Annotated in this window: 33 protein-coding genes and 1 pseudogene; 29 read left to right on the top strand and 5 right to left on the bottom strand. The window is 33.2% G+C overall.

Annotated features, from left to right (window positions below):
* Nucleotides 1-7 precede the first annotated feature (7 nt).
* The gene (locus tag Q4503_RS05145; RefSeq protein WP_303601580.1) at nt 8-688 is read right to left on the bottom strand and encodes an alpha/beta hydrolase; all 681 of its coding nucleotides are present in this window, start codon (nt 686-688) and stop codon (nt 8-10) included.
* Nucleotides 689-1,038: 350 nt separating this feature from the next.
* On the opposite strand from Q4503_RS05145, the gene Q4503_RS05140 reads away from it, so the two are divergent.
* Nucleotides 1,039-1,311, top strand: a complete 273-nt coding sequence (locus tag Q4503_RS05140; RefSeq protein WP_215974092.1) for a DUF4242 domain-containing protein — start codon at nt 1,039-1,041, stop codon at nt 1,309-1,311.
* A gap of 165 nt (nt 1,312-1,476) precedes the next feature.
* Here the strand turns inward: Q4503_RS05140 and Q4503_RS05135 are convergent, their stop codons facing one another.
* Nucleotides 1,477-1,641 carry an Lrp/AsnC ligand binding domain-containing protein gene (locus tag Q4503_RS05135; RefSeq protein ID WP_215974091.1) on the bottom strand — a complete coding sequence of 55 codons (165 nt, stop codon included), beginning with the start codon at nt 1,639-1,641 and terminating at the stop codon, nt 1,477-1,479.
* Nucleotides 1,642-1,669: 28 nt separating this feature from the next.
* Here Q4503_RS05135 and Q4503_RS05130 point away from each other — a divergent pair.
* The 17 genes and pseudogenes from Q4503_RS05130 to Q4503_RS05050 form a co-directional block, all read left to right on the top strand.
* A pseudogene (locus Q4503_RS05130) lies at nt 1,670-1,918 on the top strand (hypothetical protein); the annotation flags it as partial.
* 133 nt (nt 1,919-2,051) lie between these two features.
* Nucleotides 2,052-2,459, top strand: a complete 408-nt coding sequence (locus Q4503_RS05125) for a GFA family protein (protein ID WP_303601579.1) — start codon at nt 2,052-2,054, stop codon at nt 2,457-2,459.
* Between the two features lie 194 nt (nt 2,460-2,653).
* Nucleotides 2,654-3,067 carry a CBS domain-containing protein gene (locus tag Q4503_RS05120; protein ID WP_215974089.1) on the top strand — a complete coding sequence of 138 codons (414 nt, stop codon included), beginning with the start codon at nt 2,654-2,656 and terminating at the stop codon, nt 3,065-3,067.
* A 36-nt stretch (nt 3,068-3,103) separates the two neighbouring features.
* The gene (nrtS, locus tag Q4503_RS05115) at nt 3,104-3,376 is read left to right on the top strand and encodes a nitrate/nitrite transporter NrtS (RefSeq protein WP_215974088.1); all 273 of its coding nucleotides are present in this window, start codon (nt 3,104-3,106) and stop codon (nt 3,374-3,376) included.
* Between the two features lie 30 nt (nt 3,377-3,406).
* Nucleotides 3,407-3,811: a DUF1801 domain-containing protein gene (locus Q4503_RS05110; protein ID WP_215974087.1), complete on the top strand. Its 405-nt coding sequence runs from the start codon at nt 3,407-3,409 to the stop codon at nt 3,809-3,811.
* A gap of 89 nt (nt 3,812-3,900) precedes the next feature.
* The gene (locus Q4503_RS05105; RefSeq protein WP_303601578.1) at nt 3,901-4,365 is read left to right on the top strand and encodes a GNAT family N-acetyltransferase; all 465 of its coding nucleotides are present in this window, start codon (nt 3,901-3,903) and stop codon (nt 4,363-4,365) included.
* Nucleotides 4,366-4,578: 213 nt separating this feature from the next.
* The gene (locus Q4503_RS05100; protein ID WP_303601577.1) at nt 4,579-5,487 is read left to right on the top strand and encodes an alpha/beta hydrolase; all 909 of its coding nucleotides are present in this window, start codon (nt 4,579-4,581) and stop codon (nt 5,485-5,487) included.
* 108 nt (nt 5,488-5,595) lie between these two features.
* The gene (locus Q4503_RS05095) at nt 5,596-6,588 is read left to right on the top strand and encodes an alpha/beta fold hydrolase (protein ID WP_303601576.1); all 993 of its coding nucleotides are present in this window, start codon (nt 5,596-5,598) and stop codon (nt 6,586-6,588) included.
* A 173-nt stretch (nt 6,589-6,761) separates the two neighbouring features.
* On the top strand, nt 6,762-7,361 hold the full coding sequence (locus Q4503_RS05090) for a glutathione S-transferase family protein (RefSeq protein WP_303601575.1): 600 nt from the start codon (nt 6,762-6,764) through the stop codon (nt 7,359-7,361).
* Nucleotides 7,361-7,831 (top strand): HAD family hydrolase, encoded by a 471-nt coding sequence (locus tag Q4503_RS05085; protein ID WP_303601574.1) that lies wholly within the window; start codon nt 7,361-7,363, stop codon nt 7,829-7,831. Before Q4503_RS05090 ends, Q4503_RS05085 begins: the two co-directional genes overlap by 1 nt.
* A 33-nt stretch (nt 7,832-7,864) precedes the next feature.
* Nucleotides 7,865-8,245 carry a VOC family protein gene (locus Q4503_RS05080; RefSeq protein ID WP_303601573.1) on the top strand — a complete coding sequence of 127 codons (381 nt, stop codon included), beginning with the start codon at nt 7,865-7,867 and terminating at the stop codon, nt 8,243-8,245.
* A 16-nt stretch (nt 8,246-8,261) separates the two neighbouring features.
* Complete coding sequence (locus Q4503_RS05075; RefSeq protein WP_215974080.1) at nt 8,262-8,735, top strand: GNAT family N-acetyltransferase; 474 nt, start codon at nt 8,262-8,264, stop codon at nt 8,733-8,735.
* A 103-nt stretch (nt 8,736-8,838) separates the two neighbouring features.
* A complete protein-coding gene (locus tag Q4503_RS05070; protein ID WP_303601572.1) occupies nt 8,839-9,444 on the top strand; it encodes a DUF998 domain-containing protein in 606 nt (201 codons plus the stop codon).
* Between the two features lie 80 nt (nt 9,445-9,524).
* Nucleotides 9,525-9,908, top strand: a complete 384-nt coding sequence (locus Q4503_RS05065; protein ID WP_303601571.1) for an STAS/SEC14 domain-containing protein — start codon at nt 9,525-9,527, stop codon at nt 9,906-9,908.
* A gap of 32 nt (nt 9,909-9,940) precedes the next feature.
* On the top strand, nt 9,941-10,543 hold the full coding sequence (locus Q4503_RS05060) for a hypothetical protein (protein ID WP_303601570.1): 603 nt from the start codon (nt 9,941-9,943) through the stop codon (nt 10,541-10,543).
* Between the two features lie 70 nt (nt 10,544-10,613).
* Entirely contained in the window at nt 10,614-11,393 is a 780-nt protein-coding gene (locus Q4503_RS05055) for a TSUP family transporter (protein WP_303601569.1), read from the top strand.
* 80 nt (nt 11,394-11,473) lie between these two features.
* Nucleotides 11,474-11,890, top strand: a complete 417-nt coding sequence (locus tag Q4503_RS05050; protein ID WP_215974075.1) for a GFA family protein — start codon at nt 11,474-11,476, stop codon at nt 11,888-11,890.
* Nucleotides 11,891-11,977: 87 nt separating this feature from the next.
* Here Q4503_RS05050 and Q4503_RS05045 read toward each other — a convergent pair whose 3' ends face one another.
* Nucleotides 11,978-13,057, bottom strand: coding sequence for a nucleoside hydrolase (locus tag Q4503_RS05045; protein WP_303601568.1), 1,080 nt, complete (start codon nt 13,055-13,057; stop codon nt 11,978-11,980).
* 72 nt (nt 13,058-13,129) lie between these two features.
* Nucleotides 13,130-14,041: a S9 family peptidase gene (locus Q4503_RS05040; protein ID WP_303601567.1), complete on the bottom strand. Its 912-nt coding sequence runs from the start codon at nt 14,039-14,041 to the stop codon at nt 13,130-13,132.
* Nucleotides 14,042-14,506: 465 nt separating this feature from the next.
* On the opposite strand from Q4503_RS05040, the gene Q4503_RS05035 reads away from it, so the two are divergent.
* The 3 genes from Q4503_RS05035 to Q4503_RS05025 all read left to right on the top strand — a co-directional run bounded on the left by Q4503_RS05035 (nt 14,507) and on the right by Q4503_RS05025 (nt 16,630).
* The gene (locus Q4503_RS05035; protein ID WP_303601566.1) at nt 14,507-15,166 is read left to right on the top strand and encodes an NADPH-dependent FMN reductase; all 660 of its coding nucleotides are present in this window, start codon (nt 14,507-14,509) and stop codon (nt 15,164-15,166) included.
* 335 nt (nt 15,167-15,501) lie between these two features.
* A complete protein-coding gene (gene rnk, locus Q4503_RS05030; RefSeq protein ID WP_215974071.1) occupies nt 15,502-15,915 on the top strand; it encodes a nucleoside diphosphate kinase regulator in 414 nt (137 codons plus the stop codon).
* Between the two features lie 112 nt (nt 15,916-16,027).
* Nucleotides 16,028-16,630 carry a pentapeptide repeat-containing protein gene (locus Q4503_RS05025; RefSeq protein WP_303601565.1) on the top strand — a complete coding sequence of 201 codons (603 nt, stop codon included), beginning with the start codon at nt 16,028-16,030 and terminating at the stop codon, nt 16,628-16,630.
* 98 nt (nt 16,631-16,728) lie between these two features.
* Here Q4503_RS05025 and Q4503_RS05020 read toward each other — a convergent pair whose 3' ends face one another.
* The gene (locus tag Q4503_RS05020; RefSeq protein ID WP_215974070.1) at nt 16,729-16,875 is read right to left on the bottom strand and encodes a hypothetical protein; all 147 of its coding nucleotides are present in this window, start codon (nt 16,873-16,875) and stop codon (nt 16,729-16,731) included.
* Nucleotides 16,876-17,285: 410 nt separating this feature from the next.
* Between Q4503_RS05020 and Q4503_RS05015 the strand changes: the two genes are divergently transcribed.
* The 8 genes from Q4503_RS05015 (at nt 17,286) to Q4503_RS04980 (ending at nt 24,143) form a co-directional block, all read left to right on the top strand.
* Entirely contained in the window at nt 17,286-17,516 is a 231-nt protein-coding gene (locus Q4503_RS05015; protein ID WP_215974069.1) for a DUF904 domain-containing protein, read from the top strand.
* Nucleotides 17,516-17,797 carry a cell division protein ZapA gene (locus tag Q4503_RS05010; RefSeq protein ID WP_303601564.1) on the top strand — a complete coding sequence of 94 codons (282 nt, stop codon included), beginning with the start codon at nt 17,516-17,518 and terminating at the stop codon, nt 17,795-17,797. Before Q4503_RS05015 ends, Q4503_RS05010 begins: the two co-directional genes overlap by 1 nt.
* Before the next feature lie 160 nt (nt 17,798-17,957).
* Nucleotides 17,958-18,677 carry a septum site-determining protein MinC gene (gene minC / locus Q4503_RS05005; RefSeq protein ID WP_303601563.1) on the top strand — a complete coding sequence of 240 codons (720 nt, stop codon included), beginning with the start codon at nt 17,958-17,960 and terminating at the stop codon, nt 18,675-18,677.
* A gap of 26 nt (nt 18,678-18,703) precedes the next feature.
* A complete protein-coding gene (gene minD / locus Q4503_RS05000; RefSeq protein WP_215974066.1) occupies nt 18,704-19,513 on the top strand; it encodes a septum site-determining protein MinD in 810 nt (269 codons plus the stop codon).
* Nucleotide 19,514: 1 nt separating this feature from the next.
* Nucleotides 19,515-19,796 carry a cell division topological specificity factor MinE gene (minE, locus tag Q4503_RS04995; RefSeq protein ID WP_215974065.1) on the top strand — a complete coding sequence of 94 codons (282 nt, stop codon included), beginning with the start codon at nt 19,515-19,517 and terminating at the stop codon, nt 19,794-19,796.
* A gap of 297 nt (nt 19,797-20,093) precedes the next feature.
* Entirely contained in the window at nt 20,094-20,495 is a 402-nt protein-coding gene (locus Q4503_RS04990) for a VOC family protein (protein WP_303601562.1), read from the top strand.
* Between the two features lie 443 nt (nt 20,496-20,938).
* A complete protein-coding gene (locus Q4503_RS04985; RefSeq protein WP_303601561.1) occupies nt 20,939-22,108 on the top strand; it encodes a Hachiman antiphage defense system protein HamA in 1,170 nt (389 codons plus the stop codon).
* Nucleotides 22,101-24,143: a DEAD/DEAH box helicase gene (locus tag Q4503_RS04980; protein WP_303601560.1), complete on the top strand. Its 2,043-nt coding sequence runs from the start codon at nt 22,101-22,103 to the stop codon at nt 24,141-24,143. Before Q4503_RS04985 ends, Q4503_RS04980 begins: the two co-directional genes overlap by 8 nt.
* The last annotated feature ends 27 nt before the right edge of the window (nt 24,144-24,170 follow it).

Here is a 24,170-nt window from a genome sequence, read left to right as displayed (position 1 = left end):
TAGGTAATTACTTAATAAGCTGCTTAGTTAGCCAAAGCCCAATATCATTTAATTGCTCTGGTACAACACTATGCGGCATTTGATAGGTTTTCCATTGCGTATTATAGCCATTATTTTTCATTAATTCGTTTGCCATTTTACCAGAAGATAACGGAACCACATTATCTTGTTCACCGTGATGTTGTAAAATTGCTGTTGTTTTGTTGGCTGCACTTAATTCACTTGGTAATTGATCTTTTATTGGTAAATAACATGACAAAGCAAGTATACCCGCTAATTTATGTTCAAACCGTAAGCCGGCAAATAAACTCATCACACCGCCTTGACTAAAACCGGCTAAAACAATATTACTTGCAGCAATACCATTATCTATTTGTTCATTGATTAATGCACGCACTAGGGCTTCAGATATAAGAACACCAGTCATGTCAGCTCTATTATGCAAATTGTTATTATTAATATCGTACCAAGAAGGCATAACAAAACCATTATTAATGGTAACTGGCTGCTTTGGTGCATTAGGAAAAATAAATCGTATACTATGGTCTTTAGGCAGGTTTAATACAGGTACCACAGGTGCAAAACCGGCGCCTGAATCACCTAAACCATGTAACCAAATAACACACGCTGTCGCCGGTGTATTAGGTTCAACTGTAATACGATCTAACAAGGTTGGTTGCTTATTCATTATTGTCCATTCTGTTTAATACTATGTTTATTATGCCAGCTAATATACGCTAATTCTTTTTAGAATAGGAGGTTATAATGAGTAAAAGTGAAGGGGGGTCATGTCGTTCTCATAAAAGAAATGGAAAATTTATTGTAATTCACTTAGATACCTACTGATGTGAGTAGCAACCTGAAATAAGCCTTAAGCTTTATTATTGTGAAAATAAAATAATCGCGTTAGAGTTGTTTAGTTAGAATTATTCAACGCAATTATAAACTAATAAGACAAGCTCGAATTATTCTACACGCCACTGCGTAAAATTAGTGTTAATTTTTATTTTGAATCAATTTATATATGGGGAAGATATCATGCCAAAATTTGTAATAGAAAGAGAAATTGAAGGTGCTGGAAAACTAAGCGGAGATGATTTACAAGGGATTTCTCAAAAATCTTGTTGTGTATTAGAAGAACTCGGATCTAAAGTTCAATGGGTGCATAGTTATGTGACCGATGATAAAATTTATTGTGTATACATTGCACCTGATGCTGAGTCAGTGAAAAAACATGCGGATATGGGGGGATTTCCTGCTAATTCAATTTCACAAGTGAGAGCGATAATCGATCCTACAACATCAGAATAATCACGCTTAGCGATAGCGTAATATTGATGATAATAGTTGGCTTGTAAATCTTAACGATTAGCTAACTATTATTATCTGTTCGTCATTAAACCAAATTAAACTGATTATAAACTCATGCACAGGTAAATAATGTTTATCTACAAGCCTTATCTCTATCAACATTTTCTATAAAATTGGGTACGCTCTCTCTGGTACTACGTTTTTCATAACAATTGTTGAAATTAAGCGTTGCACACCTGGTATCGCAGATAGTTTTTCATCATAAAGCTTTTGGTACTCAGGAAGATCCTCCGAAACCACATGAAGCAAATTGGTTAACAAAAGGAACATGTGTTAGTGGACTAAATCCAAAAGTTTTTTACTTTTTCATGTGTTATTACCTCAGTTTACCGATTCAACAGCATCATGGTCGATATCAATTCAAATTATTGCCTTAGGGTTAATTCATATTTTTAGCTCTGCAATCGTATATTTACTTGTCGGTTTTGGTTCACAAGCAGTATTAAAATCAAGACCGTTGACGGCCAAAATTGTGAGTAGAGTGTCAGGTTTATTAATGATAATTATTGTTTTTTTATTATTAAGTGAACAATTTTTTACTAGGTAGTACCTAGTTATTCACTGTTTTTATGAAAAAAATAAGCTACTAATCTAAAAAAAAATATTTTACTATGAAATTTATTGATAGATAACACGCTCTTAGATAAAACTATAAAAATAAATCTAGAAGGAAATATAAAATGACACAAACTCATTCAGGCTCTTGTTTATGTGGTTCGATTAAATTTGAAATGGAAGGAGAGTTTAAAAAATTCTTCCTATGTCATTGTAGCCTCTGCCGAAAAACATCGGGTTCAGCGCATTGTGCTAATGTATTTGCCCCAGGCGCTAAATTGAATTGGTTAAGCGGAAAAGAAAATTTGAGTTTTTATCGACATGCAGACACTAATTTTGCGCGTAATTTTTGCGCTACCTGTAGTTCGTTAATGCCTTTGCATGTAGAAGCTCGTGATCTCGTTATAATGCCCGCGGGTTGTTTAGATACTGATATAGAAATTACACCTCAAGCACATATTTTTGCCGATAGTAAATGTAATTGGGATGCAGTGTTAAATGACACACCGATCTACGATCAATTACCGACCTAGAATAAATGGTCAATATAGCAACGAGTCACATGTTTAATTTTGTTGAATTAGCCTAAACCACCTTTTGATAGTCTATATTATTAATAGGTGGTTATTTAGCGATGCATTATTAACTTCCATCAGGTATATGAATTACAACATAATTACTGCTGTAATTCACATAATTGCATAGTAGAGTTTTAAGAGAGAATATAATGAGCGTTAAACAGATAATGACTTCTCCCGTTATAACCATAGAGCTCGATGACAATCTAACCGTTGTTGGTGAGAAGTTTTCAGATACTAAGTTTCATCATTTACTGGTCGTTGAACATAATAAATTATTTGGCGTCGTTTCTGATAGAGATTTATTGAAAGCTATCAGCCCCAAAATAGGTACTGCTGCTGAAAAAATGAATGATGTTGCAACGTTAAATAAAAAAGTTCATCAAATAATGACCAGAAATCCTATCTGCATTCAACAAGAGCAAAGTGTTCATGATGCTATCGCATTATTTTTAGATAATAATATCTCTTGTATACCCGTTGTTGATAGTAGCAATATTCCTGTTGGTATAATTAGCTGGCGAGATATTCTGAAAACCATCAAAAAGCCCAAATCAAATTAAAACATTACGGTATTATCTACCTAAGTAAGGAGTCTCTTGACTGATCGAACGATAACCTCGGTAAATAAAAGTTTTTTTGCCATAGCCTGTTCACGTGCTGTTGTTATTAGAGCTATTAAGGTTGCTGTGCTTGTTGGTACTATGTTGGCTTTTATCAATCATGGAGAAAAAATATTAGATTTGTCTTTTTCCAGCCAAGATGGGTTTAAAATTTTACTGACCTATTTAGTACCTTATGGTGTTTCAACATGGTCTGCTGTTGGCGCAATCAAAGCGAAGAATACTAATGATGACTCTGGTGATGAATAAATTCTCTGCTTTTCAATGGATGGTTTTAAAATGGATTTAATAGTAAAGAAAAAATTTGAAAGTTATCCTCCTCATATTAATAAATTACTTCAACAAATACGTGAAGTAATATTAACTGTTGCTGAGCAAGAAGGTATTACGAGTATAGAAGAAACGTTAAAATGGGGCGAGCCTAGTTATGTATCTAATATCGGTAGTACTATTCGTATTGATTGGAAAGCAAAATCCCCCGAACAGTTTGGTATTTATTTCAACTGTAAAACAACATTAGTAGAAACATTTAAAGAAATTTATGGTGATACGTTTAAATATGAAGGTAATCGTGCGATTATTTTAAATGTTGATGGCACCTTGCCAATAAATGAGCTATCTCATTGTATTTCAATGTCATTACGCTACAAAAAAATTAAACACTTAGCTTTACTTGGTGTTTAGTTGTGTAACGCGTAACCAGTGAAGACTGATTTTTTGTCTTTATTTATTTTTAAATTCTACATTATTGGCCATATTTTATGGTTATTGTAATGAGTAGTACAATGATAATCAGACGATATAAAGATGACGATTTTGAACAACTAGCAGAGATATATAATACTGCTCATCCTGACGAATTTTATCGTGAAGAAGGTCAGTTTTCGTTGCTGCCTTGGGCTGAAGATAAACACATATTAGCGCTATTGGATAGCTCTGATGTTTATGTATATGAAGATGGCGCGATTCTAGGCTTTTGCGGTTATTTAGGAAGAAAAATAAATTGGCTATTTGTTGAGCCTAATGCAAGAGGTAAAGGGGTAGCTGCTAAACTTCTGTCCTATATTGTTCCTAAATTGCCAAGTAATGCGTTTTTGTTCGTTTTGAAGTCAAATGTGCGTGCAATTGCACTTTATGAAAAGTTTGGTTTTGTTGCTCAACAAGAGTTTATGATAGATTTTCAAGGTCGCAATATTATGTTAACTAAAATGATTATTAAAAACCTGAGCTCGGTTTAATAAATCCTTATCTAATAGTTATTTTCCTTACTTCATCGTTCAATTTACTTGCAATACACTAGCTATTGACGCGAAATTTGCCTTGAATTAAGAAAAACTATTAAGTTAGAGTATAAAATATAGTTATATTATTAATAATTTCAATAGATTAAAAACATCTTAAACCGAGTTCAGGTTAAATATTAAAAGGACATTCACATTAAATTACATACATTGAAAGCATTATTCACTTTTTTACTCTTTACTTCTTTTGCTGTGTTTGCAGACGCAGTAATATCAACGCCATTTAATATACCTCGAAGCACCGTGGTAGACATTAATGATCCGGCAACAAATTTAATTTACCCTTTATTTATAAAAACTCCCGCTTCCTATAACAAACAAGTCGAGAAACAATATCCTGTTATCTATCTAACGGATGCTTATTACGAATTTCAAATAGTGTCAGGCGCAACTCGTTATCCAATGAACATTGCAGTTATGGAAGAAGCAATTATAGTTGGTATTTCGTATGCTAAAGGCAGTAAAGGTTCGTCGAGCCGAAATCGCGACTACACACCAACGTTTAATAAAAAGTGGAAAGATAAAACGGGCGAGGCCAAGCAACACGCTAAATTTATTGAAAAGTCAGTCTTTGACTATATCGATACTAAGTATCGTACTGACCCAACTAATCGAACCTTTATTGGAAATTCCCTTGGTGGTTTATTTGGCACTTATATTCTATTAAATAAACCAAGTATGTTTAAAAACTATATTTTAGGTAGTCCATCCTATTGGTGGGACAATGAGTATATTTTTACGCAAGAATTAGAATTTGCTAAGCAAAATGTAGCCATTAACGCCAATGTATTTATTGCCATTGGTGAACTCGAGACTATAGAGTTCGGGGCTGGCTACAATATGGTTGGCGATGCCAAAGAGTTTTATAAAAGAATGTTAAATTGGCAATCAGATAACTTAAATGTAAAATTAATGATTATTCCGCAAGCAGATCATGCGACCGCATTTCCAACCACCGCTATTCAAGGCTTGAAATGGGTATTAGGAAAATGTGATAAAGCGAATAACTGCTTACTCAGTCCAAAAAAAGCAACAACAAATAATATTTTACAAAAATAGAAAATATTTCAATGAATAAGACCTTATAATGACGTGAATTAAATAATTTCCTTGATTCAACTATTTATAACAAGTTAAAGCATTAACCCATTTATTAAGTGAGATTTTATGAAAAAGTATTGTTTTATTTTATTTTCTCTAGTTGTTGCAATGTCACAGGCATTCGCGGCTCCTACTGTGAAATACAATAAAGAACTGGATGGCTTTGCATATCCGTTTGAAGTAAAAACATTTGATTTTAATTCTCAAAATAAAATGTTAAAAATGCGCTATATGGACATTGGTGATAAAAACGCAAAAAAAACAATAGTCTTGTTACATGGTAAAAACTTTGCTGGTTACTACTGGGAAAGCGTTGCAAACGACTTACTTAACAACAATTACCGAGTTATTATTCCTGATCAAATTGGTTTTGGTAAATCGTCAAAGCCTGACTACTACCAATATAGCTTTGGTCAGTTGGCGTTAAACACTAAGCTGCTTTTAGATAGTTTACACATTAACAAAGCTGATATTGTCGGTCATTCCATGGGCGGCATGGTAGCAACAACCTATACTGCTAATTATGCTGATAAGGTTAATAAGTTAATTTTGATTAATCCTATTGGCTTAGAAGCTTATGGTAAATACACTGAATTTAAAGATGTTAACTTTTTTTATAAAAACGAACTCGGTAAAACACTGGATAAAGCGAGAGACTATCAGAAGAAAAATTATTATGATGGTAAATGGTCTGAGGAATATGAAAAACTATTAATTCCTCTAAAAGGTATGCTTGCCGGTGATGACTGGCAAACAGTTGCTTGGAATAATGCGCTAACTTACGGACCTATTTTTTCAGAAAATATTGTTGATAGATTTTCTCAAATTAAAAATGACACGGTAATTATTATTGGTACGCGAGATACTACAGGTCCTGGTCGAGGTTGGATGAAAGCGGGTGAAACTAGAAAGCTAGGTAACTTTAAACAGTTAGGTGTAGATACTCAGAATCGCATTGCAGGCTCGACACTAATTGAATTAGAAGGGTTAGGGCATATGCCACACTTTGAAGACTATGATGCCTTTATCAAAGCATTTCATCAAGCGCTTGATAAGTAATTAATAATTTTGATAAATTAATAGGCCATAGTTTTATAAACTATGGCCTTTTTTATATAATTTTCTCGCCCTGATATGATAATTTTACTGCTTCAATTCTTAGGATTATATCTACTGATTGTCTAGAGTTATTTATATTACTGAATCGTGTACGTTAACTTAAGGAAATCCAATTGAAAATTTATGCAGATAGTCAGTCAGGTAATTGTTATAAAGTAAAATTACTCACATCGCTTTTAGCTATTGAGCACGAATGGATCAATATCGATATCCTTGCGAACGAAACACTAACAGCGTCTTTTTTAGAAAAGAATCCGAATGGAAAAATTCCATTGCTTGAGCTAGATGATGGTCGATTTTTATCGGAATCTAATGCCATTATCAATTATCTTGCTACTGACTCCTTACTTATTCCCAATAATAGCTTTGATGTTGCTAAAATTCAGCAATGGCAATTTTTTGAACAATATAGTCATGAGCCCTTTATTGCTGTAGCAAGGTTTATCGCTAAATACCTAGGTTTACCTGCAGATCGTAAAGCTGATTATGAAGCAAAGCAAGCGGGTGGTCACAAAGCGCTTAAAGTAATGGAAGGGCAATTGCAAAAAACACCTTATTTGGTAGGCAATGATTTAACAACTGCTGATATCTCTCTTTATGGCTACACTCATGTTGCCCATGAAGGAGGGTTTGATTTAAGTGAATACCCAGCAATTCAACAATGGATAAATAACATTCAAGCGCTTCCTAACTATGTAAGCATGGAGTCATAATGATTGAGGTATACCTTTTTGATTGGGGAGATACTTTAATGGTTGATTTCCCGGGTGTTAGTGGAAAAATGTGTCAGTGGGGAAAAGTAGAGGCGGTTTATGGCGCTAGAGAAGCATTAGAAACATTAGCTAAAACGGCACAAATATATATTGCGACAGGCGCTGCTGATTCCACTGAATTAGAAATTAAGTTAGCCTTTGAACGGGTTGGTTTAAGTCAATTTATTACCGGCTATTTTTGTCAAGAAAATGTAGGGTTTTTAAAAGGAAGTCCTGAATTTCTCTCATCTATTTTAAATAAACTCAATACGCCCTTAGCTAATATAGCCATGGTTGGTGATAATTTTGAAAAAGATATTAACCCTGCAATAAACGCAGGAATTAAGCCTATTTGGTTTACACAAAAAAATATAGAAAATTCCCACGATAATGTTAAAGTAATTAGTAAGTTAAGTGCTTTATACAAGTAAGTATTTACAAGTAAACAACCACTAGGAGGATAAGTGAACTTAAATCAAGTTACATTACCTGTTAACGATATGGAAGTATCGACAAAATTTTATCGAACTTTAGGTTTTACACAAATTGTTGATACGCCACATTATGCACGTTTTGAGTGTCCCGAAGGTGGTGCAAGTTTTTCACTATTATTAGAAAAAGCTAAAATTACCAACAGTGCCATCATTTATTTTGAACATGAAGCGCTGGATAACTGGGTTAATGATTTAAAGGTGCGGGGTATTAATTTTGACCAAGAGCCTACAAATCAAAGCTATTTATGGCGAGAAGCGATATTACACGATCCTTCAGGTAATAAAATAAAGCTATACTGGGCTGGAGAAAATCGCCTCAATCCACCTTGGCGTGTAGAAAAATGTAATTAACCATATAAGTAGATAAATGAAAATTAAAATAGATAACCTTGAAAGCCTCGAGGTTAAAACGTTATTACAAGAACATCACGAAGATATGTTGCAGCATTCTCCGCCGGAAAGTGTTCATGCATTGGATTTATCTTCATTAAAGGCACCGGAGGTTACTTTTTTTACTGCTTGGATTAACGATCAATTAGCTGGGTGTGGCGCGTTAAAAAAGCTTGATAATAAGCATGTTGAACTTAAATCAATGCGAACATCACAGCATTTTTTGAGAAGGGGCGTTGCCGCTAAGTTATTAACGCACATGTTAGCGATAGCGAAAAAGGAATCGTTTACTAAAATTAGCTTAGAAACAGGGACTCAAACAGCATTTCTTCCGGCTCAACAACTATATAAAAATTTTGCCTTTGAAGAATGTAAGCCTTTTGCAGATTATCAAGAAGATCCTTACAGCATGTTTTTAACAAAAGATCTGGCATCAGTTGTTAGTAAGTAGAGATCTCACGATATAAATCATTCACTAAGTATTAGGTACTCAATAGTTTATCTAGTCAATATTCATGTCTATTTAAGGTTATATACTAATAAGGGAAGCGCTCATGTTTCAAAATATTGCGATTTATTCAGGCTTAATAGCAAGTGTTTGGATTATCATTGGGGTTTATGTTGCAAGTTGTTTTTATACTGGTTACAGCCATTCTAAACAATTTTGTAGTGAACTTGGTGCAACGGGTAGTCCAACTGAAAAATTATCACCATTAATTAATAATTACCCTTTAGGCGTTTTATTTTGCTTGTTTGGCTGGTATCTAGTGAGTATTACAAACGTCTCAATATTAATAAACATGACAGGTTGGCTTGTTATTGCTCATGGTATTGGTACTTGGATTGCAGGATACTTCCCAATGGATGCCGATCCTTTTACTAAAACCCCAACTTTTCATTGTAAAATACATTCTTGGGCGGGTTTTATTATGCTACTTTCATTAGTTATCGCGCCCATATTAGTTGCTGTTAGTCCAACCACAGCGCTTATCCCTTTGCATTTCAAAATTTTTTCAATTGTTTCTGTAGTCGCTGTTGTGTATTATTTATTTGCGATGGCTAGGGCCGTTCGTACTCAAACTAATCCAGGTATTTATCAGCGTATTTCTTATGGTTTCCAGTTGCTTTGGTTAAGTGTATTTTCCTTAGTTTTAGCATAAATTTAAATTACAGTGATTTCTTTCACTAACAGGTATATTAACTTACGTTGATTATTATATTTTAATTGGAGAGGATCGAAATGCATAGTAAACGTCATGGCCTATCAATAGGGATGGAAAGAGCCGAAAATGATTTTTTTCTTTTTATAAAGGCTCAAGGCAAACTAACCCATCAAGATTATGAAATAATTACACCCTTTATTGAATCTATGTTAACTCAAGTGAGAACTCCTACCGTTAATGTTTTATTTGATGGAACGGAATTAGACGGTTGGGAGCTTAGAGCTGCTTGGGATGATCTAAAACTTGGTTTAAAACACGGTACTAGTTTTAATAAGGTCGCGCTTTATGGTAATAAAAAATGGCAAGCATTCTCAGTAAAAGTCGCTGACTGGTTTATGTCAGGTGAAATTAAGTACTTTGAAAAAGAAAACGACGCCATTGCTTGGCTTAATAAAGAATAACAATCACTTAAATAGTTTGGAATATAGTTTTAATGAATGTGTTTAAAAAAAATCATCATACAATAGCCTTTAACCCAAAGCATAAAACCCATGGAGAATCACTTTTAAAGTTTGTTGCCTTAATTTCTATTATTGTTGGCTACTTTTTATATATGACATGGAAATATGATGCCTCTACTGGCTTGGGTGTATCAATATTATCATGGAGCTTTTTTGTGTTATGTACCCCAGTTGCAGACGGAGGCTTTATTCTCGCTTTTCCTATTAGATTACTTTTTAAAATTAAAATGGCCTATACGCAAATAGTGCTTTGGTTTGTGGCTATTGCTCTTAATATTTTTTATATGGCATCTAGTCCAGACACTTATGAGTTAACGTTTATCACTCGGTTGCTCAATCATATTCTATCAGAGCCATATCCTTATTGGAGTATTCTAATAATCAGTGCGTTAGGTACTTTCTTATCGATATATTTTGGTGATGAAATGATGGATGTTGCTTCCCATGCAGAACGTAAAAATAACCATCGTCACGGGGCAAAGTATCGAACCTTATTAGTACTAGGACTTGGTATTTTAACCGTTGTCGCTTATTACTATTTACTCAGTAGCTTAAATGTCGTATTACCTGAATAATGTTTATGATTAAAATATGACAATAAATATTATTACCTTATTATAACGCGATAAAGAGAAGGGCAGTTAATTGGAATTCGCTAATATATCTATTGAATTATTATCTCTGTTATTTTTAGTCGCCGTAGTAGCAGGTTTAATTGATACCTTAGCTGGCGGTGGCGGACTTATTTCTATACCCGCCTTAATTTTAAGTGGTGTTCCCCCTTTAACCGCTTTAGGGACTAATAAACTTCAAGGCAGTATGGGGACAGCAACTGCGACCTATATGATGATAAAAAACAGAAGAATTAAATGGGAGCATGTTAAACCTTTAATGTTAATGGCGTTTGTTGGGGCTACTGTAGGCACCATCACGGTGCAGTTCATAAATACTGAAGTCTTGTCATTTGTTATTCCTATCGTACTTATATTTATTGCTGTATATTTTCTTATTTCACCTAATCCAGCGATACATAATAGTAAATCTAAAATGTCGTATGATAAGTACAAAAATATTGTTGTACCTTTAGTTGGTTATTATGATGGTATGTTTGGTCCAGGTACGGGATCTTTCTTTGCATTATCGGGTGTTTCGTGTCGAGGTCATGACTTAATCTCTGCTACGGCAATTGCCAAGTCGTTAAATTTTGCGACTAATATTGCCTCTTTAATTGTATTTATAATTGCAGGTCATATTGTTTGGGCAATTGGAATAACCATGATGCTTGGTCAAGTCTTGGGTGCATGGGCAGGGTCTCATTGTCTATTCAAAATCAATCCTGCATATCTGAGGGCAATTGTTGTTGTTATGTGTAGTGGAATGCTACTAAAATATGCTGAGTCAATGGGTTGGCTTAATTATGGATAATAAAATCAATCAAATTGTAAATTATTAACGTTAAGCCATTAAACGTGGTTTATTTTAACTTAAATGATAGAGAGTAAACCATGAAAAATATTCAATACCCTATTCAAGGCGCTTGCCAATGTGGCGGCGTTACCTATGAACTGCTAGAGCCACCTTTGATGGTCATTGCGTGCCATTGTATCGAATGTCAAAAATTATCAACTAGTGCATTTAGCATTACGGCTATGGTAAAAACTGACACTGTTGTATTTAAGGGGGAGATGAAAGATTGGAGTCGCCTTGCTGACAGTGGCAATGTCAGTGCAGCTAAATTTTGTGTTACTTGTGGTAATCGAATTTATCATTACGACCCTAAAGATCCAGAGAAATTAAAACTTAAGCCTACTAATTTATCTGATACCCGTATTATAAATCCTACAGCGCATCTGTGGGTTAGTGAAAAACAAGATTGGTTTCAAATTCCAGAAGGTGTAAAAACCTTTGAATATCAATCTTAGTAGCGCGAAATTAGTGTGCAGTATGAACCGTCTATTTATAAACTTAACTAGTCATAAATAGACGGAGATTGTTGGAGAGTTATACGCTTACTGACGATTTAAAACTTCAGAAAATAACGAGAATACTTTACTTGGATTGGTTTTCTTACATACTTTAATCGCAGGATATTTATCAGACTTTATCAATTTACCAGCCCATTGTGCATCAAGATGTTGGCGGTCTTGTCCATCCCAACGTTTTTTAGGAAAATCAAGTTGTGATGTTGGTAACCAAGGGGTGTCGGTAGCTTTATGCTCAACACTAAATGATCCCATTTCACCTTCACATAATTCTGGTTCAACAGCCACTATTGCCGCTAAAGTATCCCAAAAATAATATTCACCTGATTCAATGAACCAATCATTTTTATCTAATATTTGATCCCAAAACTGAGCAGCAGGCGTTGTGACACTTTTCTTAAATTCACTGGCAACTTTAGCGGTTAATCTAACAGAATTTGTTACATCTAAACCAACTAATTCAATCGGCAAACCAGAAGCAAACACCTTGTCTGCGGCCAATGGGTCAATAAATATATTCCACTCGGCACTGACATTCGGATGGCCATCGGTGAAATTAGGTACAATAATATTACCTGGTGCGTCAACATTACCGCCCATAATAATAAGGCGAGATACTTCTTTCATATCTGCAGGATATTTTTCTATCCATTGGGCAATATTGGTAAGCGTACCTGTTGCAACAATAATAACAGGCTCGTTAGCTTCTTTAATTGCTTGGTGAATAATCTCGATTGCATGCTCAGACGAAGCCTTACGGTTACTTGGCTTAACGGCTACACCGGATAATGTATCAGAGTCTTTTCGCCACGCATCTGGAAATACGGCATATCCGTCTAGTGGTTCATCATCGCCACAAGCAACTAACACGGAATCACGGCTATATTTTGACAGGTCAAGTAATGAGTTGGTATTGGTAAGGCCTGGAGAACAATGACTTTCGCCACTTGATGAGATAGTGATAGCAACTACGTCAGCCTGAGGGTGTTGAAGTAAAAATAATAATGCCGCCCAATCATCTATTGCCATATCATTGTCAAAAATTACGGGTTTAGCGAAAACTACAGAGGTGAAGCATAAAGCAAGTGTAAAAATGAGTGTTCTCATTAATGTATCCTTTGGTTAATTGTCATATTTTAATGTTATTTGATTTACTATTTAACCTGAACTCGGTTTAAATTATTGTTTAGTTTGATCAATAAAATAGTGTGCTGTTATCGCTAATAATTCCTCCGCAAGGGATTGATCATTATTCAACTCAGCGCTATTGTCAGCTAATACATTGAATATATGATTAGCATTCTTGATTAAATACAGAGATGTTTGAGCTTGTTTTGCTCCTTTTATTAATGACAGAGAGTTTTGCCAAGGCACTGTTTTATCTGCATCTCCTGCTATCGCGAGTAATCTGCCTTGATACATAGCCATTTGAGTAAGACTAGTATTATTACGTATTTGCTCAAACCATTGATGACTAAAATTTAATGGTTTATCGAGCCAAGGGTAATTTATTTCAGCAAAGCCGTTATTTATTGCTTCTTGTTCGTATTGTGTAAAAAATGGCTGAAAGCTACCAATACCATTGCCAGCGACACTTGACCAAGTAACCATGGAGGCTACAGGTAATGTCTCATTAACTGCTGCTAACTGGGCAATGAGACCTCCTTGGCTAAACCCCAATAAATGAATAGATTTGTGTTCAAGCCGCTTTTGTTGCTGAATAAACTGATGAACGTTAACTACATCATTTACTGCGTTTTCTAGGTTGTAAACTTTATAATCGACACTACTTGCCCCCGATCCTGCTAAATCGAAACGTATAGAAGCAACATTCTGTTTGGCGAGCTTTTCTGCTAAGCGTTTAAATAAATTACCCACTTCATTTTTATTTGAAGCAGTACCATGCAACATAATAACAACAGGGAATGGTTTTAATGATTTAAAATCAGGTAGTGTTAATATTGCAGGTATTTGGTAGTTATCTCCTTTAAGTGATAATTCTTGCTCAATAGCTGCGTAAGCAGGCATTAAGATTATATTAAGTAAAAGAGTACATATAGATAATGTATAACGATATTTTAACTTTTTCATAAAGTTCCAACCTATTTCTTAAAAAGAAGCGGCAATGTTAGTGCATCAACAACGAGCAATACCTGCTTGGTTTACGGGATAAATGCAACAAAATGGAGCGTTTAAAGAATAACCAATGATTTTACTTTAAATATATCATTATAAAACAAGCTGTTACTGTTAATATGTTAATGAATCACTAATCTGATATAAAATTGTGACTTACTACAAGCAAAAAGCTGACCATATAGCCAGGTTTTTAATTAATTGAAAGAATAAATTCTATCATTTGGTGAAAAAATACGAATTTACTTGGATTTTGTTACACAATCACTTATTTTAATAACCATAAAATTTATAGGGATAATGTTAAGGGGGGTTAGTGTATCTATGGTATTTAGACTAACCGTTTATAAATACGCTTGATTTAATAGACGTTAATAAATATAACAAAAAAACATACACATTTAATAGAAGGAGTTTTAAATGAAATTTTTAATATTTTTGGGCACTACACGTGATAGTACACCGCCAAAACCATCTCGTCTTGGTTTACGTGTTGCTAAAGCTTGTTTAGATTGTCTAAATATTCAATTTAGTGATCACGAAATTGAATTGATAGATGCGTTAGATTACCCACTAGAGTCTGTATTTAAACCATACTTTTCTTATGCGAACAGTAAAGCCCCTGCGGCCTTAAGTTCACTTGCTGAAAAAATTGAGTCTGCAGATGGCTTTATTATGGTCAGTCCTGAATATAATCATTCTATGAGCCCAGCACTATCAAATTTACTCAATCATTTTGGTAGTTCTTTGTTTTCATATAAACCCAGTGCCATTGTTACTTATTCAGCAGGCCAATGGGGAGGGATGCGAGCGGCAATTGGAATGCGAACATTTCTTTCGGAGCTAGGCTGCCTTTCTGTGTCAGCAATGATTCATATCCCCAAAGCACAAGAAGTACTAACCGAAGATGGAGCGATAGAAGCACATGAAGATCAAAGAGCTTGGTTTAATTACTTTGGTCGAACATTTAACCAATTAGATTGGTGGGCTCAAGCGACAAAGAATCAACGAGATAAAATTGACCCACACAATACTGTTAGTGATTTTAAAAGGGATCCTTCGCAAAGAAATGCTCCTTAACCGCTTTATACTAACGTTTAATCGTCACTTGGTTATTCTTTATTAAATAATTAAATAATTAAATAATTAAATAATTAAATAATTAAGGAATAAGCTAACTCGTTTTAGCGTAATAATTATTGTTTTAAATAATAATTATTACGGTTTATCTTGTTTATATAATAAATGATCCTTTACTTACAATTTATTCATGTTTAGTCGCTATTAATAGATTGTTTAAAAAAATCATTACAGTTAGAGTATCAAGATCCCATATATAGGATCCACAAATAAGAATAAAACGAGTTACTAAGACTCGTTAAAAAACTTAAAACTATAGGTTATAGAGAACGAAAATGAACAAACAACCAGAAATAACTATTTCATCATTAGATGCAGACAGATTGTATGATTTAATCGAATCATTACCCAATGATGGATTAGTTGGTATAAATGAACTTGAAAAAGAACTTGCGCGAGCAAATATTGTAGAGCCTTCAGAAGTGCCTCCTACCATAGTAACAATGAACTCAACCGTTAAGTTCTCTGTTGAGTCTTCTCAAGAAGAATTTCTGTTAACTTTAGTATACCCAAAAGATATTGATGCTAGTGGCGAAAAAATATCAATTCTAGCACCTGTTGGCAGTGCATTACTGGGTCTTTCTCAAGGGGATCAAATTGAATGGCCAAAACCTGGTGGCGGGTTGATAAAAGTGATAATTAAAGAGATAACTTATCAGCCAGAAAGAGCAGGTGAGTTACATCGGTAGTGATAACTCAATCATTGTAATATCGTCATGTCGATGTGAATTTTATATAAAAAGAACGTTTTACGTTCTTTTTATATTTTATCTTCAATCAACTGTATCAGGATAAAAATCATTGAAAAATTTAACAAACGATATTAATAGTATTCATGAGCAAGATTTCATTGATATTAAATACGCCGAACATAAAATTTCAAACAAAGAGTTTTATAACTGTCATTTTAAGTCTTGTGATTTTAATGCGGCTATTTTTATGAATTGTGAATTTACTCATTGCACATTTTTAGACTGTAACCTAAACAACGTTACTGTAAATAATAGTACATTTGTCGATATTGCGTTTGATAATTGTAAAGTTATTGGCGTTAACTGGACTATGGCCCATTGGCGTGATCTTATGCTATCAGCACCGCTAATTTTTAAAAAATGTCTGATTAACTCATCTTCTTTTTATGGATTAGCATTAGAAAAAATCATCATTGAAGAATGTCGAGCACATGATGTAGATTTTAGAGAAGCTAATGTAAAGGGCGGCAGTTTTAATCGTACAGATTTAAAAGATAGTTTATTTAACAATACTAATCTTACTGGTGTGAATTTTAGTGAAGCAGAAAATTACGATATTAATATCAAAAACAACATTATTAAAAACGCGACTTTTTGTCGTTACGAAGCGGTCAGACTATTAAGTGGTTTAGATATCAACTTAATCGATTAAATAAAACTAATAAATAGCAATTATTCTTTAATAGTTACTGATTTGTTACTATTAACGTTGAACAAGAGAATTATCTTACGTGCGGCTTTATTCGTCGGCTAACTTAACTCAGAAGAGTTTCGCCCAAACTCTCTATTCCATTCATCAACTAATTTATTAAATATCTGTACTTCTTCAGGGGTTGCAATACCAAGTATTATATTTGCCGAGAGGTTATCACGACTGTCGAGCTCATCATCTTCCATAAGAATAAACATCCTTGTTTGTTTACGCGGATAATATGAAGGAAAATGTTTGATCAAGCAAGTGTTGTTTATTCACTGTGCATAAATTTTTTTAACTTATGTCAATATTGAAAATCTATTTACTCACTTAAGTTAAATCCTTAAACAACATGTGCTGAACCTTTAAAAAATCCTTAAATATAACCTAATTTACTCTTGCCCTATGGACCTAAATTTTTTGGATAGCCATTCTTATTAACTGTTTAAATTCAACGCTAAACGTTTGTTTTTTGTTCGTAATAACATATACAAGCATTTAATTGAAAATTGTTACAAAAATTCAGCTAATAATTACGCTAAAGAGTAGCATTTTTTCTCACTTTAGATTAAGTTTGCGCTTTTATTTATTATACAGTTAACCAGAGCGCCTTATGTTAGAAAATACTCTCCCACAACTCGAACAACTGATTGAACAAATCATTGAAAAAAATAACCACCTAAAAAGCCAAGTGGCTGAATTAGAAAAGCAAAAATCAGTGCTGGTTGAAGAAAATGAAATGTTGCAATTAGAAGCTCTTGAAGGTGAAGAAAAGCAAAAACAAACAAGTACAGTTTTAGCAAACCTACTAGATAAATTACAAAGTGTAGAAGAGCTAAGCTAATGTTAGCCGAAGACTCTAATGGACTCAGCATTGAAATTATGGGCAAGCAACATCAGTTTTCTTGCTCAGCTGAACAAGCAGAGGATTTAAAACAGGCTGTGAACAACCTCACTGCTATGTGTAATGACATTAAGCAACAAAAGTCCGCAGCTAGTAGAGAGCGCACTTTATTGGTGGCATCAATTAATTTAAGTTATTCGCTACTTATGGCAAATAATGAAATTAGTCGTTATCAACATGGCCAAGAAGCCTTGATTGCAAAACTAAAAAGCGCGTTGTAATACTAAATCCATTACGTTCACTTTTCAGAATTGCTATTGTTTTTAATTAAATAATGGCAATTTTGGCGACTTTTTGTCACGTTGCATTATACTTAGCAGCATTTATAAGGTAAATTGCATATATATACATTGAGTTGCGTTATTTAGGACCACCTTTATTATGGCTGATGCCAGTATTGAATTTAAAGGGTCAAGTTTTACCCTATCAGTTTTACATTTAAAATCGTCTGAATTAGCTGATATTCGGGCTGATTTAACAAAAAAAGTCGCTCAAGCCCCTGACTTTTTTTATCTCGTACCCGTTGTGGTCAATATTGAACAACTTTCGTGTTCAATTGATTACCAAGCGGTAAAAGCATTAATTGAAGAATTCAACTTTACTTTTGTTGGTTTTACTGGCGCAGTAACAAAAGAACAACGTTTTCATATTCGAGAACTGGGCTTTTCTTTTGTTAATACAGCAAAGGCCAATGTACCACCAAAATCAACAATCGCACCAAATAGTGAAGTAAAAGAAACGGCAATAGAAGCACCAAAAGTTGTTGAGCATTTATATACTGATAAAGTTCACCGAGGACAAATCCGATCGGGCCAGCAAATTTATGCTAAAGATCAAAACTTAGTGATTATTGGTTCGGTATCTGCCGGTGCAGAAGTGATAGCAGATGGCAACATTCATGTATATGGTTCGTTACGCGGTAGAGCAATAGCCGGTGCAAAAGGTCATCATAAAGCACAAATATATTGCCAAAATCTTGAAGCTGAGTTGGTCTCAATCAATGGTAACTATTGGCTAAGTGAGTCAATGGAAGAACATTGGGGATCGCCAGCATTTATACATTTGACTGACACTGAATTAACGTCATCAAAACTTATTTAATTTTAATTTAAAAGGATATTCGGTCTATGGCACGGATAATAGTGGTTACATCAGGTAAAGGCGGTGTTGGTAAAACAACATCAAGTGCTGCCATTGGTCTTGGCTTAGCGTTAAAAGGCCATAAAGTTGTCTTGATAGATTTTGATATAGGCTTACGTAATCTTGATTTAATTATGGGCTGCGAACGTCGAGTAGTATATGATTTTGTTAATGTAATTAACGGTGAAGCTACGTTAAATCAAGCACTAATTAAAGATAAACGTGTAAGTAGTTTGTCAATTTTACCGGCTTCACAAACACGTGATAAAGATGCATTAAATAAAGAAAGTGTTGGGAAAGTACTAGAAGAACTTGGTAAAACCTTCGACTTTATTGTTTGTGATTCACCTGCGGGGATTGAAGCCGGTGCAATGATGGCACTTTATTATGCAGATGAAGCTATAGTTACAACAAACCCTGAAGTATCTTCAGTACGTGATTCAGATCGTATTTTAGGTATGCTTGCCAGTCGTTCACGTAGAGCGGAGCTTAACTTAGAGCCAATCAAAGAACATTTGTTATTAACTCGTTATTCACCTAAACGTGTAGAAGAAGGTGAAATGCTGAGTGTTGAAGATGTTAAAGATATCCTTTCAATCCCATTATTAGGTGTTATTCCAGAGTCACAAGCCGTACTTAAAGCCTCAAATGCCGGTGAGCCGGTAATTCTTGATACTGAAAGTGATGCAGGTCAAGCTTACCAAGACGTAATTGATCGCTTGTTAGGTGAAACTGTAGAATTTAGATTTTTAGTTGCCGAGAAGAAAGGCATATTTAGTCGTATGTTTGGAGGATAACATGGCACTATTAGATTACTTTTTACGTAAAAAAGAAAAACAGGTAACTACTGCTTCTAAAGCGAAAGAACGTCTACAAATTATTGTTGCGCATGAGCGCAATAGTCGTAATAAACAACCAGATTATTTACCACAGCTTACCGAAGATATCCTTCAAGTTTTACGTAAATATATTCAAGTATCTGACGAAACATTCTCGATAAACCTTGATAAAAAAGATGGCGATTTGAATGTGTTAGAGCTCAATATTGAATTACATGATGAGCTAAACAAAGACAATTAATTTTGTGTGTCTGTTTAATTGATTAAGAACAAATCATCAATTAAACAGACATAAAAATGTTATTAGTTTTCGTCTTCTTGAACTGGATTCCGGAACTCAAGCATCATGTTTCAAGTATAAAAAGATTCCGTATTAATACACTTACGGAATGACGAGATATACAACTCCCACCCTATAGCAGTTTTCGTCTTCCTGAACTGGATTCAGGATCTCAAGCGCTATATCAGTATAACTTGATAAACAGCATCGATATAAATGAATAAGAATATACAATACATGACGAGCTAAGGAGATAGTTTGCTTAAATCAATTCACCATGCTGCAATTATTTGCTCAAATTACGAAAAGTCTAAGCATTTTTATACAAGAATTCTTGGGTTAGAAGTTTTAGCTGAAAACTATAGAAAAGACCGTGACTCATTTAAACTCGACCTTCAACTTCCACAGGGAGGCAAAATAGAATTATTTTCATTTTTAAACGCTCCAGAACGACCTAGTTATCCTGAAGCACTAGGTTTAAGGCATTTAGCCTTTACTGTTGAATCAGTTGAGTCAGTACGCGATTATCTTTTATCACACCATATTGCTGTAGAAACCATTCGAATAGATGAATTCACAAATAGGAAATTTACATTCTTTCATGATCCTGATGGTCTTCCATTAGAATTATATGAGCAAGAAAATAACTCGATCATATAGGGTATGTTAATCCCGAAGGATAATTTTTATTGGAATAAGCAAGCATACCTTTGCTTTCATTTACATATAAAAACATTCATCTGCAATAGTAAATAACTGTGCTAATTAACTAAATTAGCGACCGAAAATTAATAAACGAATAATTGGTCAAACACAACAAAGCTTATGCTTAAGGCCATCAAACAAAGAATTTGCGAGTTGTACTATTCTCAATTCAAAACTTACTAAGTATTAAAGTACTTTGTGATTTAACAATTTGATGTTTTTAGCTTTTCTGGTAAATTGAATAAAGTCTGCGGAAGGATGTTACTAATAAACCAAATTGTAGTTGTTAATTGCAATTAGTTTTATACTTCTACTTATAACTTCCGTTAAGAAAATTGAAAGTATTCAGGTGGAATATCTAAGGTTATTAATTAAAAAGTTCAAATAAAAGGGAATTAATGAAAGTACTAATGCACTATACAACTTCTAGTCATGTATCTAGTATATTTCTTCGATCAGGAACTAAAACCTTTACGGAGAAAGAAAGAATTAAAAAGGTATCTGATTTTTACGACAAGTTTCATAGGTTACAGAATCATTTATATTTTATTGTTAGTTACTTCGACTTAGGTACAAGAACCCCTATTTACAGTGTCTCAAATATTCATTTTGATAAAAAGACAAGTAAGTTTAAGCATTCAAAAGTGTCAGCGAATACCAAAGAGTTAATTTGTGAAGAATTAGGACTCAATGGGGCCAATACATACGATAAAGAATCGTATTATAGAACCTTCACTATTGAAGGAAGTGAAACAGAGTTTGAAAATAACAAAAAAGATAGCAATTTAAATAAAATTAAAATGAAGTTTTTTACATGGGATGAATTACTTGATTGTAATGAGATTCTTTTTAACGAAATTAATGAAAAAATCTTTAATAAAGAAAACGTACTCAAAATTGCTAGTACTTATTCACCAGCGAATAAAGATACCGACGACCTAAAACAAAAAAAATACTTAGATGCATTAAAAGCTATTGGTTTTATATCTAAAACAGGAGTTAATACTTCCCGTACAACATTGCATGGCGATATAGGTGAGTTTCTAATGCATACTATGCTCAGCCAATTTTTGTCAGAACAATCTAGCGAAAAATATATTTACCCTAAACTTGTTTTTAAAACTTCACCGAAAATGCCTATATATGGTAATGATGGAACTATTTATTTAAAAGATAAAAAGGAAATATATTACTTAGAAGCTAAGTTTTACGGTGATTTAAATAAAGCAATTAATAAAGCTGTTGTTTCACTAAGCGAGCATAATGAGGTAACTCAAGAAGAATTAAGTCATAAAATTGAATTATTTCGAAATATCAGGACTGATATGTTAAATGAAGTAATTGAAATAGATGAGAATGTTTCAGAAAACTTGGTTTTGTTTTTAATTTGCGATAATTACACTGGATATAACGACATTCTGAACGTTGTTAAAGAAAATACTAAACTAAATGATTTAAAAGCTAAATTTAATATCGTCTTATTTGTTTTACCTATTATCAATAAGAGTGACTTCCTTAATCTCTTTAATACAAAAAGTAAAAACGTATGGGAGGAGTTAAATGCCTAATAAATTTGATCCAAATATGAATGAATTAAGAAGTTATTTTTTAAAGGGAATATATAGTGGACAAGTGATATCAGAAGCAGAATTAAGTATTACCGACTTATCAATTTACTCCCAGAATAGTACTTTCTTTTCCAGATTTAGCAATGCTATTAAACAGTCTTTATTAGACGAAAAAATTATTCTGACAAATGAACAAATTGAATGTTTAAATATATTAAATGACAATAATTTATTTCTAAGTGCCCCTACAAGCTTTGGCAAAACCTTTATTGCATTGGAGTTTATAGCAAGAAATAGACACATATTAGATAATATAATCTTTGTCGTTCCTACCATTTCTTTAATGAATGAGTTGCGTAAGAAATGTTTTAACTTTTTCAATGAGGAATACATATTAATTACATCTGATGCAGAACTCGATCAATATAATGATGTAACGAAAAAAATTATGATCGTAGTCCCTGAAAGAATTAGCAGTAAGAAATTCAAGGAATATATTAGCAAGACAAATATTGATTTACTTGTATATGATGAAATCTACAAGCTTAAATATGAAGCAAAACAACGAGAGACGAATAGTAGAATTATTAAAATGAATTCTATCTACAAGTACTTAATAAAAAAATCACGAAAAATATTATTGCTTGGGCCTTTTATAAAAGATGTAGATTTTTCTAGAAGTGATATTAAAATCGTTAAATTCATTACCAACTTAAACCTTGTTTATAACGAGATTGAACTTAAACCTAATAAATCAACTGCCAATTTTAAATTTTCTAATGATAAAAAATTTGTTTATTTTAAATCTCCTAGCAGTATTAGGTCTTTTATTAATAAAACTGACTTAATAAATGATGAAGACAATTTTAATAAGTTTGATGGCGATATCATTGATTGGATATCCGAGAACATTCATCCTGAATGGTATTATTCTATTTATTTAAAAAAAGGAATAGGTATCCATCATGGAAAAACGCCTTTGTTTCTTAGAAAGTATATAGAAAATGAATACTCAAAGCCCGATGGTTCGATACACACAATACTTTGCACAAGTACATTGATGGAGGGAATAAATACTCCAACTAATAAATTAATAATTTATGATCCTCCCCGTGGAACATTTGAACTGAATAACCTGATCGGAAGGGTTGGACGGCTAAACCCTAAATCTCCTCAAATAGGGAAAATTTATATTTATGATAAGGACGTACTTGATCTTTACAATCCTGCTCAATGGATTGATTTAAAAATACTATATGAAACAGACGAAGTAATTACAAATAGTCCTGAAGATGAAATTTTATACTTGGATAAATCTTCTAGTGACGGAGTACCAGAAAACACAATTCAAGAATTAAAAGAATCTTTAGCGGATAAATTCGGAATAGATCTATCTGAAGTTATAGATTCTGAAATTGAAATAAGTCTATTAATTGAATTTATAAATATATATGACGAAATAACAACCTATGAAAAAGAATGGGATGTTATTAGGGATATTAAATTTAAATTACTTAGGAGGGATGCGTCATTTGTAAGGGGGTTAGAAATTAAAAACTATTCATTTAACTATCAAGGCAGTCATATTTTTGATGCTGTTTATTCTTTAATGATTAACGGTGGGATATTGAAACCAGTAATTGATAAATTTGTTAATAAATATACCCCTAATGTTGATGATATAAATAAATTTATTGATACACTTTTTCAAATTGATGAGTTTATTAAATTTAAGATGATGAAAATTATCGGTATATATGAGTTATTCAATAGTAAAAACTTGTTTCATAAATCAAATAACAGAGCATTTATTCAAAGTGTTTACATGATAGAGAATTACTTTGATTCAACAGATGGTTATGAGCGTATTTTAAGTGACCTTGGAATACCACAAGAAGATATCGTAAAAATTGCAAGTGAGATAAGTAAATTTAAAGAAATAGTTGGAACCGAGAATAAACTAAAACAAACAGTGGGAAAAGAGTTTTTTAATAATCTATCTCCATTTAGTAGACGAATCATTCAATCTTTATAGCTAATTATCTGTCAACCTAATAAGGAC

This window comes from Colwellia sp. 6_MG-2023, assembly GCF_030547765.1.
Lineage (GTDB): Bacteria > Pseudomonadota > Gammaproteobacteria > Enterobacterales > Alteromonadaceae > Colwellia.
The sequence above is the reverse complement of the archived record's forward strand: the minus strand, read 5'-3'. Positions and strand labels throughout refer to the sequence as shown.